General features: G+C 69.0%; 12 protein-coding genes, 1 rRNA gene and 1 riboswitch. Of the genes, 12 read left to right on the forward strand and 1 reads right to left on the reverse strand.

Going from position 1 to position 14,269, the window contains the following annotated elements:
• From rrf to ACZ58V_RS17915, 11 genes are all read left to right on the forward strand, one after another.
• Positions 1-95 (forward strand): 5S ribosomal RNA (gene rrf, locus ACZ58V_RS17865); the annotation flags it as partial.
• Positions 96-204: 109 nt separating this feature from the next.
• A complete protein-coding gene (locus ACZ58V_RS17870) occupies positions 205-813 on the forward strand; it encodes a CDP-alcohol phosphatidyltransferase family protein (RefSeq protein ID WP_184599460.1) in 609 nt (202 codons plus the stop codon).
• Between the two features lie 115 nt (positions 814-928).
• Positions 929-3,424 carry a mannose-1-phosphate guanyltransferase gene (locus ACZ58V_RS17875; protein WP_359894862.1) on the forward strand — a complete coding sequence of 832 codons (2,496 nt, stop codon included), beginning with the start codon at positions 929-931 and terminating at the stop codon, positions 3,422-3,424.
• Positions 3,425-3,522: 98 nt separating this feature from the next.
• Positions 3,523-4,434, forward strand: a complete 912-nt coding sequence (locus ACZ58V_RS17880) for a DUF881 domain-containing protein (protein ID WP_471290727.1) — start codon at positions 3,523-3,525, stop codon at positions 4,432-4,434.
• On the forward strand, positions 4,431-4,763 hold the full coding sequence (locus ACZ58V_RS17885; RefSeq protein ID WP_003988855.1) for a small basic family protein: 333 nt from the start codon (positions 4,431-4,433) through the stop codon (positions 4,761-4,763). Before ACZ58V_RS17880 ends, ACZ58V_RS17885 begins: the two co-directional genes overlap by 4 nt.
• Before the next feature lie 5 nt (positions 4,764-4,768).
• On the forward strand, positions 4,769-5,707 hold the full coding sequence (locus ACZ58V_RS17890) for a DUF881 domain-containing protein (protein WP_468188315.1): 939 nt from the start codon (positions 4,769-4,771) through the stop codon (positions 5,705-5,707).
• Positions 5,708-5,768: 61 nt separating this feature from the next.
• On the forward strand, positions 5,769-6,716 hold the full coding sequence (locus tag ACZ58V_RS17895) for an FHA domain-containing protein (protein WP_328415869.1): 948 nt from the start codon (positions 5,769-5,771) through the stop codon (positions 6,714-6,716).
• A 53-nt stretch (positions 6,717-6,769) separates the two neighbouring features.
• Entirely contained in the window at positions 6,770-7,510 is a 741-nt protein-coding gene (ftsR, locus tag ACZ58V_RS17900; RefSeq protein WP_468188318.1) for a transcriptional regulator FtsR, read from the forward strand.
• 85 nt (positions 7,511-7,595) lie between these two features.
• The gene (locus ACZ58V_RS17905; protein WP_003988851.1) at positions 7,596-8,069 is read left to right on the forward strand and encodes a bifunctional nuclease family protein; all 474 of its coding nucleotides are present in this window, start codon (positions 7,596-7,598) and stop codon (positions 8,067-8,069) included.
• Positions 8,070-8,379: 310 nt separating this feature from the next.
• Positions 8,380-9,063 (forward strand): MerR family transcriptional regulator, encoded by a 684-nt coding sequence (locus tag ACZ58V_RS17910; RefSeq protein WP_471290730.1) that lies wholly within the window; start codon positions 8,380-8,382, stop codon positions 9,061-9,063.
• 134 nt (positions 9,064-9,197) lie between these two features.
• On the forward strand, positions 9,198-10,601 hold the full coding sequence (locus ACZ58V_RS17915; protein WP_471290732.1) for a DNA polymerase IV: 1,404 nt from the start codon (positions 9,198-9,200) through the stop codon (positions 10,599-10,601).
• Positions 10,602-10,616: 15 nt separating this feature from the next.
• Here the strand turns inward: ACZ58V_RS17915 and ACZ58V_RS17920 are convergent, their stop codons facing one another.
• The gene (locus ACZ58V_RS17920) at positions 10,617-10,991 is read right to left on the reverse strand and encodes a PRC-barrel domain-containing protein (RefSeq protein ID WP_468188324.1); all 375 of its coding nucleotides are present in this window, start codon (positions 10,989-10,991) and stop codon (positions 10,617-10,619) included.
• 113 nt (positions 10,992-11,104) lie between these two features.
• Positions 11,105-11,200, forward strand: a riboswitch (glycine riboswitch).
• Between the two features lie 176 nt (positions 11,201-11,376).
• Here ACZ58V_RS17920 and gcvP point away from each other — a divergent pair.
• A complete protein-coding gene (gcvP, locus tag ACZ58V_RS17925; RefSeq protein ID WP_471290734.1) occupies positions 11,377-14,265 on the forward strand; it encodes an aminomethyl-transferring glycine dehydrogenase in 2,889 nt (962 codons plus the stop codon).
• The last annotated feature ends 4 nt before the right edge of the window (positions 14,266-14,269 follow it).

Raw genomic sequence — 14,269 nt, forward strand, 5'->3', positions numbered from 1 at the left:
AAACGCCCGGTTACATTCCGAACCCGGAAGCTAAGCCTTTCAGCGCCGATGGTACTGCAGGGGGGACCCTGTGGGAGAGTAGGACGCCGCCGAACTCCTTTTAGAGCTCTGGCTCTTGGGCACACAGCCCGAGAGTCAGAGCTTTTTTGCGTTGAGGTAAGGTCAGTGAGCATCGTTGGCACGTTTCCCACAGGAGGCCCCCGGGTGGAGGTTCAGGAGACTCGCGTCCAGACGGACCGTGTGCTCACCATCCCGAACATCCTCAGCATGGCTCGGCTCGTTGGCGTACCCCTCTTCCTGTGGCTGATTCTGAGGCCTGAGTTCGGTGGGCCCAAGAGTGACGGCTGGGCCCTTCTGGTACTGGCCCTGAGCGGCATCAGTGACTACCTGGACGGCAAGCTCGCACGGCGCTGGAACCAGATCAGCAGCCTCGGCCGGCTTCTCGATCCCGCGGCCGACCGGCTCTACATTCTCTCGACTTTGGTCGGTCTCACCTGGCGCGAGATTCTGCCCCTCTGGTTGACCGCTGCACTTCTGGCGCGAGAGCTGGTTCTGCTGGTGATGGTGGGCATCCTCCGCCGGCACGGCTATCCGCCGCCCCAGGTGAACTTCCTGGGCAAGGCCGCCACCTTCAACCTGATGTATGCCTTCCCGCTGCTCCTGCTCAGTGACGGAAGTGGTTGGATCTCGTCACTGGCTGCTATTTTCGGATGGGCGTTCGCCGGATGGGGTACAACGCTGTACTGGTGGGCAGGAGTCCTCTACGTGGTACAAGTCCGCCGCCTGGTCCGTGCGGACGCCATGGCCGACTGAACTTGCGGATTGGTCCCACCGTGGCTGTCCGATGGCCCGTGGTCGAAAAGTGGGGGACAATCCTGGCGGGGGAAGTCGGCTAGACCGTCGTCTCTTAGAGGAGGACGCTTCCGACATGAAGGCCGTCGTGATGGCCGGAGGCGAAGGCACGCGTCTTCGCCCCATGACCTCAAGCATGCCCAAGCCGCTCCTGCCCGTGGCCAACCGCCCGATCATGGAGCACGTTCTGCGGCTGCTCAAAAGGCATGGGCTCAATGAAACAGTCGTTACTGTCCAGTTCCTGGCCTCGCTCGTCAAGAACTACTTCGGTGACGGTGAAGAGCTCGGTATGGAGCTGACCTATGCCAATGAGGAGAAGCCACTCGGTACCGCCGGAAGCGTCAAGAACGCTGAAGAGGCATTGAAGGACGATGCCTTCCTCGTCATCTCCGGCGATGCTCTGACAGATTTCGACCTCACCGAGCTCATCAATTTCCACAAGGAGAAGGGCGCGCTGGTCACGGTTTGTCTGACGCGTGTTCCCAATCCGCTGGAATTCGGCATCACCATTGTCGACGAGGAAGGCAAGGTGGAGCGCTTCCTCGAGAAGCCCACCTGGGGCCAGGTCTTCTCCGACACCGTGAACACCGGCATCTACGTGATGGAGCCCGAGGTCTTCGACTATGTCGAGCCCGATGTGCCCGTCGACTGGTCCGGCGATGTCTTCCCGCAGTTGATGAAGGAAGGCAAGCCCGTCTACGGCTATGTGGCCGAGGGGTACTGGGAGGACGTCGGCACTCACGAGAGCTATGTGAAGGCGCAGGCCGACGTCCTGGAGGGCAAGGTCGACGTCGACATCGACGGGTTCGAGATCTCCGCCGGCGTCTGGGTTGCGGAGGGCGCGGAAGTGCATCCCGACGCCGTGCTCCGCGGTCCCCTTTACATCGGGGACTACGCCAAGGTCGAGGCCGGCGCGGAGCTCCGTGAGCACTCCGTCGTGGGCTCCAACGTGGTGGTCAAGAGCGGTGCTTTTCTGCACAAGTCCGTGGTTCACGACAACGTCTACGTGGGGCCCCACAGCAATCTGCGCGGGTGCGTGGTCGGGAAGAACACCGACATCATGCGTGCGGCGCGGATCGAGGACGGGGCGGTCATCGGTGATGAGTGCCTGATCGGTGAAGAATCGATCGTCCAGGGCAATGTACGGGTCTATCCGTTCAAGACCATCGAAGCCGGCGCTTTCGTCAACACGTCGGTCATCTGGGAGTCCCGGGGGCAGGCGCACCTCTTCGGAGCCCGTGGTGTGTCCGGAATCCTGAACGTCGAGATCACGCCGGAGCTGGCCGTGCGGCTTGCCGGTGCGTATGCGACCACCCTGAAGAAGGGCTCGACCGTCACCACGGCCCGGGACCATTCGCGTGGTGCCCGTGCGCTGAAGCGGGCGGTGATCTCCGCGTTGCAGGCCAGCGCCATCGACGTTCGGGATCTGGAGAATGTTCCGCTCCCCGTGGCCCGGCAGCAGACCGCGCGGGGCAGTGCGGGCGGGATCATGATCCGTACCACGCCAGGGGTGCCGGACTCCGTGGACATCATGTTCTTCGACGGGAACGGTGCCGACCTGTCGCAGGGCAGTCAGCGGAAGCTGGACCGGGTGTTCGCGCGGCAGGAGTACCGTCGGGCGTTCCCCGGTGAGATCGGGGATCTGCACTTCCCGGCCAGTGTCTTCGACTCGTACACCGGGTCGTTGCTGCGGAACGTCGACACGACGGGCATTTCCGAGTCCGGGCTGAAGGTCGTCGTGGACGCGTCCAACGGCAGCGCGGGACTCGTGCTGCCGAGTCTGCTCGGGAAGCTCGGCGTCGACTCGCTGACGATCAACCCCGGTCTGGACGAGTCCAGGCCGACGGAGACGGCCGACATGCGGCGGTCGGGGATGGTGCGTCTCGGGGAGATCGTGGCGTCCAGCGGTGCCGCCTTCGGGGTGCGGTTCGACCCGGTCGGTGAGCGGCTGTCCCTCGTCGACGAGAAGGGGCGCATCATCGAGGACGACCGGGCGCTGCTCGTGATGCTGGACCTCGTGGCCGCGGAGCGGCGTAGCGGCAGGGTCGCGCTTCCGGTGACCACGACCCGGATCGCCGAGCAGGTGGCGGCGTACCACGGGACCCAGGTCGAATGGACGACGACCTCTCCCGACGACCTCACACGCGTCGGTGGTGAGGAAGGGACGATCTTCGGCGGTGACGGCAAGGGCGGGTTCATCGTCCCCGAGTTCAGCAGCGTGTACGACGCCACCGCGGCCTTCGTACGGCTCATCGGGCTCGTGGCGCGGACGCAGCTCACGCTCAGCCAGATCGATGCCCGGATCCCTCGGGCGCACGTCCTGAAGCGGGACCTGGCGACCCCGTGGGCTGTCAAGGGGCTCGTGATGCGGCGGGTCGTCGAGGCGGCCGGAGATCGCTTCGTGGACACCACGGACGGCGTGCGTGTGGTGGAGACCGACGGGCGCTGGGTGATGGTGCTGCCCGACCCGGCGGAGGCTGTCACCCACCTGTGGGCCGAGGGGCCGGACGACGCCTCCGCGCAGGCCCTGCTGGACGAGTGGTCGGCGGTCGTGGACAGCGCAGGCCGGTAGAACCGGCTGCACGCGTGCGTGCCGGACAAGTGTCCTCAACGGGGCCTGTCCGGCACGCCGGTGGGGCCGTTCGGAGGTAGTGCCCGCGACGTGCGACGATGTGCGGCATGCCGCAGCAACCCCCCATTCGGAGCACACCGACGCGGCCCCGGCGCCCGGATGCGTCCATGTCATTGCTCACCAACGTCATGGACCACAGCCTCGACGACGGATATGCCGAGGCCGCCGAGCGGAAGAAGGCCGCGGGCGACGCCGGCTTGCCGAAGACGCTCAGGGCGAAGCTGGGGCTCGCGGCGGGCCTGGTGCTCGCGGCCCTGATCGTGACTGTCGGAGCGGCCCAGGCGCGGGTCGCCGCACCGGTCGTCGCCAAGGAGCGGGAAGAGCTGGTCGACCGCATCGATCGGGAGAGCGAGGCGGCGGACAAGCTGGAGGACTCCGTCGACGAGCTGCGCGCGGACGTGAGCGCCCGGCAGCGCGAGGCGCTGAGGCACAGCGGCAGCGCCGGGTCCGACCTGGTGGGCATACTGTCCGGCGCCGCCGCGGTGCACGGTCCCGGCGTGAAGCTCGTGGTGAACGACGCCAAGGACACCGGTGCGGGCGGTGACGGCGACCCGCGCGAGAACTCAGGGTTCGCCGACACCGGCCGGGTGCGTGACCGAGACATGCAGCGCGTGGTCAACGGGCTGTGGGAGTCGGGCGCCGAGGCCGTCTCCATCAACGGGCAGCGGCTGACGGCGCTGTCCGCGATCAGGGCCGCGGGGGACGCGATACTGGTCGACAACAAACCGCTGGTGCCGCCGTACACGGTGCTCGCGGTGGGGGACGGGCAGCAGCTGAGCACGCGGTTCCAGAACAGCGCGGACGGCTTGTATCTGAACGCGCTCCAGGAGAGCTACGGCGTCAGGACGGCCATCTCCGCGGAGGACGACCTCCGGCTGCCTGCCGCACCGAGTGTGATCGTACGTACAGCACAACCGAGCACTGAGAAGAGCGAGAAGGGCACATCGTGATCGCCGTACTGGGCCTCGTCGTGGGAGTCGTGGCCGGCCTGTTGGTCCGGCCTGAGGTTCCGGCGGTGGTCGAGCCTTATCTGCCGATCGCTGTCGTGGCGGCGCTCGACGCCGTCTTCGGCGGTCTGCGCGCCATGCTCGACGGCATCTTCGATGACAAGGTCTTCGTGGTGTCGTTCCTGTCGAACGTGGTGGTGGCCGCGTTGATCGTGTTCCTGGGGGACAAGCTGGGCGTGGGTGCCCAGCTGTCCACCGGTGTGGTGGTCGTCCTCGGTATCCGCATCTTCTCCAACGCCGCGGCGATCCGCCGGCACGTGTTCCGGGCGTGAGGCGGATGAGCGAGCACGACGACAAGCGCGCCGAGGAGAACGGCCACACGCGCGCGGAGCAGCGCGACGCGAGTGGCGAGCCCGGGAACCGGCTCCGCAAGGAGCTGCCCCAGGAGGTAGCCGCGGCGGAGCCTGCCACCCAGGAAACCCCGGAGCCTGAGTCGGCTCCTGAGCCGGTGCCTGATCCGGAGCCGGAGCCGGAAGTGGCGACCGAGCCGCGGCTGACCGGTCGGCAGCGGCTGGTGCAGGGGCTGTGGCCGCCGCGGGTCAGCCGGGCCCAACTCATCGTCGCGCTGCTGCTGTTCGGCCTCGGCTTCGGGCTGGCCGTGCAGGTGGCCTCGAACAGCGACAGTGACAGCGCCCTGCGCGGTGCGCGCCAGGAAGATCTTGTTCGCATCCTTGATGAACTGGATGACCGTACCCAGCGTCTTGAGGACGAGAAGCAGGGGCTCGAGAAGCAGCGCGACGAGCTGGAGAACAGCTCCGACCAGGCCGAGGAGGCCCGGAAGCAGACGATCGAGAAGGAGCGGCAACTCGGCATCCTGGCGGGCACGGTGGCCGCGCAGGGGCCCGGCATCACCATGACCATCGAGGACACGAAGGGGACGGTCGAGTCGGACATGCTGCTCGACGCGGTCCAGGAACTGCGTGCGGCGGGTGCCGAGGCGATCCAGGTGAACGGCGTGCGGGTCGTCGCCGGCACGTATCTCACGGATTCCGGCAAGGGTGTGAGCGTCGACGGGAACAAGATCAACGCGCCCTATCGTTTCAAGGTCATCGGCAAGTCGCAGGACCTCGAGCCGGCGCTCAACATCCCCGGAGGTGTGGTGCAGACTCTCGAGAAGGAACAGGCCATCGTCACCGTGGAGCGGTCGACCAAGATCGTCGTGGACGCCTTGCGAGCAGCGAAGCGGCCTGACTACGCTCGGTCGTCCTCCCAGTGAAGCGGCGGTGCATGGGCGGCTTCCGGCGAGGGCATGAGGTTGCGGGGGGTCGGCGCACCGAATGGGTGGTGCGTGGTGGAAACTGTCTGGTGCAGACGGACGTTGTCAGGATGTCCGGGTCGGCCAGAGTGTTCAGTCAGGGTTCGTCCTGCCCCACGGGCGGGTCTGTTTCGGTCAAGGGGAATCGCCCGTGAAGTTGTTTGCGAAGTTGTTCGGCAAGAGCCCGCGAGAGGGCAGCGACAATGCGACCGCCCGTCATCGCGCACAGCCTGACGCGGAGGGCCAGCGGCCGCTGTTCCGGGACCAGGTCGGCGGTCCGGGCGGCGACGTTTCCGGAGGTCAGGGCGCGCCGTCGGTTGACCCTGCGCAGCCCGGCGGCATAGGTTTCGGGCAACCCTCAAGTGCGGGTGGAGGGTTTTCCGACCCGTATGCGTCCAATGCTCCCGGTGGGCAGCCGCGGCAGGAGGATCCGATGTCGGCCCTGGTGTGTACGAGGTGCGGCAACCGCAACGCGGAGAACAGCCGCTTCTGCTCCAACTGTGGCGCGCCGCTGCGGCCGGGCGCGACGCCGGAGCGTCCGTCCGAGACGACCTCCACGATTTCCATCTCCGGTCTCGAGGCCTACGACGCCGAGGCCACCGGCCAGACGCCTACGCCGACGCTGTCTCCCGAGGCGCAGGCGGCCGTGGACGCGCTGCCGCTGGGTTCCGCGCTCCTGGTCGTGCGGCGTGGGCCGAACTCGGGCAGCCGCTTTCTGCTGGACGGCGATCTGACCACGGCCGGCCGTCATCCGCAGAGCGACATCTTCCTGGACGACGTGACGGTCTCCCGACGGCACGTGGAGTTCCGTCGCGGTCAGGACGGCTCGTTCACGGTGGCCGACGTGGGCAGCCTGAACGGCACGTACGTGAACCGCGAGCGGATCGACCAGGTCGCTGTCAGCAACGGCGACGAGGTGCAGATCGGCAAGTACCGGCTGGTCTTCTACGCCAGCCAGCGGGGCTACTGACCCGGACCGCCTCCGGGGAATCCCAGCGTAGGTCCGTCCGTCAGGGAAGGTCCATGCTTCATACACCGAGCGGCGGTGCCGGGCACGGCGCCGCCGCCACGGACAGTGGGCTGATGAGCATCGGCACAGTGCTGAACGTGCTGCGCGACGAGTTTCCCGAAGTCACCATCTCCAAGATCCGCTTCCTGGAGTCGGAGGGGCTCATCGAGCCACAGCGGACTCCCTCGGGGTATCGCAAGTTCAGTGCCCGCGACGTCGAGCGCCTCGGTCACGTGCTGCGGATGCAGCGGGACCACTATCTGCCCCTGAAGGTGATTCGCGAGCACCTGGAGGCCATGGAGCGCGGTGAGGCCGTTCCACTGCCGAGCGTGGGCCGTCAGCGTGACGGCGATTCCGCGCCCGAGCCCTTCGAGGGGCCGCCCACGGCTGCCAGGGTCGGGCGTGAGGAGCTGCTCGCCGCGGCCGGGGTGGACGAGGAGGAGCTCAAGGAGTGGGAGTCGTACGGGCTGGTCACTCCACTGGAGGACGGGGCGTACGAGGCCGAGGCGGTCACCGTGGCGGCGCTCGTCGCGGAGCTGGGGCGGTTCGGGATCGAGCCGCGGCACCTGCGGGTGATGAAGGCCGCCGCCGACCGCGAGGCCGGGCTCGTGGACCAGGTGGTGGCTCCACTGAAGCGGCACCGGAACCCGCAGACCAGGGCTCATGCGGAGGCCCGCACCAAGGAGCTGGCGGGGCTCACGGTGAAGCTGCACGCCGCGCTGGTGCAGACGGCGCTCGGGGTGCGGCTGCCGTGAGGCGGCCGGACCCGTGGGGGCCGGATCAGGCGCCCGATCCCGGCCCGACTACCCAAACGTCCCGAGCACGGCCTAGGGTTGCTGTGTGAACGAGCTCGATGTCGTAGGTGTCCGGGTCGAAATGCCCTCCAACCAACCGATCGTGCTGCTGCGTGAAGTGGGAGGCGACCGTTACCTCCCCATCTGGATCGGGCCGGGGGAGGCGACGGCGATCGCCTTCGCCCAGCAGGGCATGGCTCCCGCGCGGCCGCTGACCCACGACCTGTTCAAGGACGTGCTGGAAGCCGTCGGTCAGGAGCTCACAGAAGTGCGTATCACGGACCTGCGTGAGGGCGTCTTCTACGCGGAGCTGGTCTTCGCCAGCGGCGTCGAGGTGAGCGCCCGCCCGTCCGACGCCATAGCGCTGGCCCTGCGCACCGGTACGCCGATCTACGGGAGTGACACGGTCCTCGACGACGCCGGCATCGCGATCCCGGACGAGCAGGAGGACGAGGTGGAGAAGTTCCGCGAGTTCCTCGACCAGATCTCCCCGGAGGACTTCGGCAGCAGCAGCCAGTGAGCTCCGGAGGCCGGTGAGGGCCGGGCGGGGAGCGGTAGCGGTTGTGAGGCACGTGGGCGGCCCGGCGGACGATGAGTCCGCGGCAGGGCCGCCGCCGTATGTGTGACGGGTGAATTGCCCGCATGTGCCGGTGGTCAGTGTGAGCGTCACACGGCCCGCGCCGAAGGCATTCGGCTAGCCTTTCCCGGCGGTGGGGCACGGGAAACCACTCTTAGGGTGATTATCACTCGGCGTGGCGAGTGTGGCGATCGTTGACGCACCCCGGGTGACTGCCTACCGTCGAGAAGGCAGGTCAAGGACGGAGGTCGGCGTGAGCAGCAGCGGCGACGGTACGGCTGGGGGCGGCCCCGAGCGCAGTCTCAGGGCGAGCGGTCCGTACGCTCCCCCCGGCTCTCGGCTCCTTGCGGGCGGAGGCTATCCCCAGCCCGATGGTTCGGCCGATCTCGCTCCGCAGCGACCGTCGGCGGTGCCGAGCAGCGGAGGGACGACGTCCATGGCGTCCGAGCAGATCGGCTATCGCGGCCCCACGGCCTGTGCGGCCGCCGGTATCACCTACCGGCAACTGGACTACTGGGCCCGCACCGGTCTCGTCGAGCCGAGTGTGCGCCCCGCCTACGGGTCCGGGACACAGCGGTTGTACAGCTTCCGGGACGTCGTCGTCCTGAAGATCGTCAAGCGGTTCCTCGACACCGGGGTGTCGCTGCAGAACATCCGCACGGCGGTCCAGCACCTCAGGGAACGCGGTTTCCGCGACCTGGAGCGGATGACGCTGATGAGTGACGGTGCGACGGTCTACGAGTGCACCTCGCCGGACGAGGTCCACGCGTTGCTCCAAGGGGGGCAGGGTGTCTTCGGGATCGCGGTGGGTGTGGTGTGGCGGGATGTCGAGGGCGCGCTGTCCCAGCTGCACGGGGAGCGGATCGACACCGGGGAGACCCTGGTCGGGCCCAACCCGGCGGACGAGCTGGCGCGGCGCCGGAACCGGGCCGTCTGACCCGTTGGACGGTGCGGGGCGCGTGCGGCCGCACGAGGCGGGACGTTTCCGCACCGGGCTGTAAGCGCTATCTCCCGGGGCGGCCTGGAGGGTTCGGCACGGCGTTGTCAGTGGCGTAGGGCAGCATCGGAGTCGTGAGAACCTCGCCCACGATTCTGCATCTCGACATGGATGCCTTCTTCGCCTCGGTGGAGCAGGCGTCCAAGCCGAGCCTGCGCGGCAAGGCGGTGGTCGTGGGCGGACTCGGGCCGCGGGGCGTGGTCGCGACCGCGTCGTACGAGGCCCGGGTGTTCGGGGTGCACTCGGCGTTGCCCATGGCGCAGGCCCGGCGGCTCGCGCCCAACGCCGCGTATCTCGTGCCGCGCTTCGGGTTCTACCGTGCGATCAGCGAGCGGGTGATGGAGCTGCTGGGGGCGCTGTCGCCGCTGGTGGAGCCGCTGAGCCTGGACGAGGCGTTCGTGGACCTGGAGGCCGGGGGCGCGGCCTGGGACGAGCGGTCGGCGCGGCTGGCCGGGGTGAAGCTGCGTGCGGACATCCGGGCTGTCACGGGGCTCACGGGGTCGGTGGGGCTGGCCGCGTCCAAGATGCTCGCGAAGATCGCCTCGGAGCAGGCCAAGCCCGACGGGCTGGTGATGATCGAGCCGGGGACGGAGCGGGCGATGCTGGGGCCGATGTCGGTGCGGACCTTGCCGGGGGTCGGGCCGGCGACGGGCGACCATCTGCGGCGGGCCGGGATCACCACGGTCGAGGAGATCGCCGAGGCGGGTGAGGACGAGCTGGTCCGGCTGCTGGGGAAGGCGCACGGACACGGGCTCTACGCCATGGCCCTGGCGCGGGACGACCGGCCCGTGGTGGCGGAGCGGGAAGCGAAGTCGGTGTCGGTCGAGGACACCTACGACGTGGACATCCACGACCGGCTGCGGGTCGGGCTGGAGGTGCAGCGGCTCGCCGACCGCTGCGTACAGCGGCTGCGCGGGGCCGGGCTGTCCGGGCGGACCATCGTGCTGAAGGTGCGGCGGTACGACTTCTCGACACGCACCCGGTCCGAGACGCTGCGTGGGCCGACGGACGATCCCGGGGTGATCCGTGAAGCGGCGGCCAGACTGCTGGACTCGGTCGACACGACGGGTGGTGTGCGGCTGCTCGGGGTGGGGGTCAGCGGGCTTGCCGACTACACGCAGGAGGACCTGTTCGCGCAGGCGGCCGGGGAGCGGGCGGTCGCGGAGGGCCCGGTCGAGGAGCACGCCGCGGCGCCGGTCGAGGAGCGGCCCGCGCCGGCCGAGCGGCGGTGGCCCGCCGGGCACGATGTGCGGCACGCCGGGTTCGGGCACGGGTGGGTGCAGGGCAGCGGCCTGGGGCGGGTGACCGTACGGTTCGAGACGCCCGACTCCCAGCCCGGACGGGTGCGTACCTTCCGGATCGACGATCCGGAGCTGGAGCCGGCGGATCCGTTGCCGTTGGTGTTACGCGAGCCCGAGGGGGGTCATGGGCCGGATGGTGAATCCGGGGGTGTGGGGCTGCGCTCCGCCGCCCCTTAGGGGTTCGCCGGGGCTTCAGGCCGTCTCGTCCTTGCCTGCCAGTTTGCCGAACTCGTGGTCCTGGAGCGGGGGAGGGGCGGCGACGTCGAGGCCGTAGTGGTGGTAGAGCTGGAGTTCCTGCTCCGGGGAGAGGTGGCGGCCCACGCCGAAGTCGGGGGCGTCCTTGATCAGGGCGCGGTCGAAGGGCACGTGGAGGGCGCCGTCGATCAGTTCGCTGGGCTCGAGGGGGACGAAGGCGTCCCTGCTGAACAGGCCGGTCCGTATGGCCGCCCACTCCGGGACGCCGGTGGCGTCGTCGAGGTAGACCTCGTCGATCGTGCCGATCCTGGTTCCGTTGCGGTCGAACGCCTTGCGGCCGATCAGGTTGCGCGGATCGATATCGGTTCGCACGGGCCCTCCACATGGTCGCAACTCATCCGTAACCACTACAAAACGGCACAATCGAGGAGGCGGCCACTCGAAGGTTCGTGCGTTGACCGCGCTGGTAGGCTGACAACGGCTGCTGACCCCGTGCGGGAGAGTCCTCCAGACATCATCGGAGGCGCCGAAGGAGCAAATCCTCCCCGGAATCTCTCAGGCCCACGTACCGCACGGACGAGGTCACTCTGGAAAGCAGGGCGGATGTCACGGCTTCCGCCCTCACCGACGGTGAAAGCCGGAGGCCTTCGGGCGATCCGGTGAAGCTCTCAGGTTGACATGACAGAGGGGGAGGCCGTCCGGGTACCCGTGCCGTGGTGCCCCTCGAAGGTCGTGTCAGACCAGGAGGCCTCCGCATATGACCGCCCATCGCATTCCGCTCTCCGAACTCGAAGAGGCAGTTCCCTTCGAGCAGCGCCACATCGGCCCCGACCACGAGGCGTGCGCCAAGATGCTCGCGCACGTCGGCTACGGCTCGCTGGACGAGCTGACGGCCGCCGCGGTCCCGGCCGTGATCAAGAGCGCCGAGGCACTTGACCTGCCGGGCGCCCGCAGCGAGGCCGAGGTGATCGCCGAGCTGCGCTCCCTCGCCGACCGCAACCAGGTGCTCGGCTCCATGATCGGGCTCGGCTACTACGGCACGTTCACGCCGCCGGTCGTGATGCGCAACGTCATGGAGAACCCGTCCTGGTACACGGCCTACACGCCGTACCAGCCGGAGATCTCGCAGGGCCGGCTCGAGGCGCTGCTCAACTTCCAGACCATGGTCGCCGACCTGACCGGACTGCCGACCTCCGGCGCCTCCCTGCTCGACGAGGGCACCGCGGCGGCCGAGGCCATGGCGCTGTCGCGGCGTCTGGGCAAGAACAAGAAGGGCCTGTTCCTGGTCGACGCGGACGCGCTGCCGCAGACCATCGCCGTGATCGAGACCCGGGCCGAGCCGACCGGTGTCGAGGTCGTCGTCGCCGATCTCAGTGACGGCATCCCCGCCGAGATCGCCGAGCGCGAGATCAACGGCGTGCTGATCCAGTACCCGGGCGCCTCCGGAGCCGTACGGGACATCAAGCCGGTCATCGACCAGGCGCACGCGCTCGGGGCGCTCGTCACCGTCGCCGCCGACCTGCTCGCGCTGACCCTGCTGAAGTCGCCCGGTGAGCTCGGCGCGGACATCGCGGTCGGGACGACGCAGCGGTTCGGCGTGCCGATGGGCTTCGGCGGACCGCACGCCGGTTACATGGCCGTCGGGGAGAAGATGGCGCGCAGCCTGCCCGGGCGGCTCGTCGGTGTGTCCGTGGACGCCGACGGGAACAAGGCCTACCGGCTGGCGCTGCAGACACGTGAGCAGCACATCCGTCGTGAGAAGGCCACCAGCAACATCTGCACCGCGCAGGTGCTGCTCGCCGTCATGGCCGGTATGTACGCCGTCTACCACGGGCCCGAGGGTCTGAGGAGCATCGCGCGGCGCACCCACCGGTACGCCACGGTCCTCGCCGCCGGGCTCGCGAACGGCGGTGTCGAGGTCGTGCACGGTGCCTACTTCGACACCCTGACCGCGCGCGTCGAGGGCCGGGCCGCCGAGGTCGTGGCCACCGCCGCGGAGCGGAACGGGGTCAACCTGCGTCTCGTCGACGCTGACCACGTCTCGATCTCCTGCGACGAGACCACGACGCGGGTCCAGCTGCGTGCCGTATGGGCCGCGTTCGGGGTCGAGGGTGTCGTCGAGGCGCTGGACGCCGCCACGGAGGACGGCCTTCCCGGTGCCCTGCTGCGGTCCGACGAGTACATGACCCACCCCGTCTTCCACCAGTACCGCTCCGAGACCGCCATGCTGCGCTACCTGCGCCGGCTGGCCGACCGTGACTACGCGCTCGACCGCGGCATGATCCCGCTGGGCTCCTGCACCATGAAGCTCAACGCGACCACGGAGATGGAGCCGGTCACCTGGCCCGAGTTCGGGCAGCTGCACCCCTTCGCTCCCGCGGGCCAGGCCGAGGGCTACCTCACGCTCATCCACGAGCTGGAGGAGCGTCTCGCCGAGGTCACCGGGTACGACAAGGTGTCCCTCCAGCCGAACGCCGGGTCGCAGGGCGAGCTGGCCGGTCTGCTCGCCGTACGCGGGTACCACCGGGCCAACGGGGACGAGCAGCGCACCGTGTGCCTGATCCCCTCGTCCGCGCACGGGACCAACGCCGCGAGCGCGGTGATGGCGGGCATGAAGGTCGTCGTCGTCAGGACCGCCGAGGACGGCGAGATCGACGTCGAGGACCTGCGGGCGAAGATCGAGCAGCACCGTGACGAGCTGGCGGTGCTGATGATCACGTACCCGTCCACCCACGGCGTGTTCGAGGAGCACGTCTCCGAGATCTGCGCCCAGGTGCACGAGGCGGGCGGGCAGGTCTACGTCGACGGGGCCAACCTCAACGCGCTCGTGGGGCTCGCCAAGCCGGGGCACTTCGGCGGGGACGTCTCGCATCTGAACCTGCACAAGACCTTCTGCATCCCGCACGGCGGCGGCGGGCCCGGCGTCGGTCCGGTGGCGGTGCGTGAGCACCTCGCGCCGTATCTGCCGAACCATCCGCTGCAGCCCGAGGCGGGCCCGGAGACCGGGGTCGGCCCCATCTCCGCGGCGCCGTGGGGCTCGGCCGGAATCCTGCCGATCTCGTGGGCGTACGTCCGGCTGATGGGCGGCGAGGGGCTGAAGCGGGCCACGCAGGTGGCCGTGCTCAGCGCCAACTACATCGCCAAGCGGCTGGAGCCGCACTACCCGGTGCTCTACACCGGCCCCGGCGGGCTCGTCGCGCACGAGTGCATCGTCGACCTGCGGCCGCTGACCAAGGCGACCGGCGTGAGCGTCGACGACGTCGCCAAGCGGCTCATCGACTACGGCTTCCACGCGCCGACGATGTCGTTCCCGGTGGCCGGGACGCTGATGATCGAGCCGACCGAGTCGGAGGACCTGGCCGAGCTGGACCGGTTCTGCGAGGCGATGATCGCCATCCGCGCGGAGATCGAGAAGGTCGGCTCCGGCGCGTGGCCCGCGGACGACAACCCGCTGCGTGGCGCCCCGCACACCGCCGGCGCGCTCGCCGGGGAGTGGGAGCACGCCTACAGCCGTGAGGAGGCCGTCTTCCCGGCCGGAGTCGCGGCCTCCGACAAGTACTGGCCGCCGGTGCGCCGCATCGACCAGGCCTTCGGCGACCGGAACCTGGTGTGCTCCTGCCCGCCGCTGGACGCGTACGAGGACTGACCTA

It is taken from the genome of Streptomyces sp. NPDC040589 (assembly GCF_055594445.1).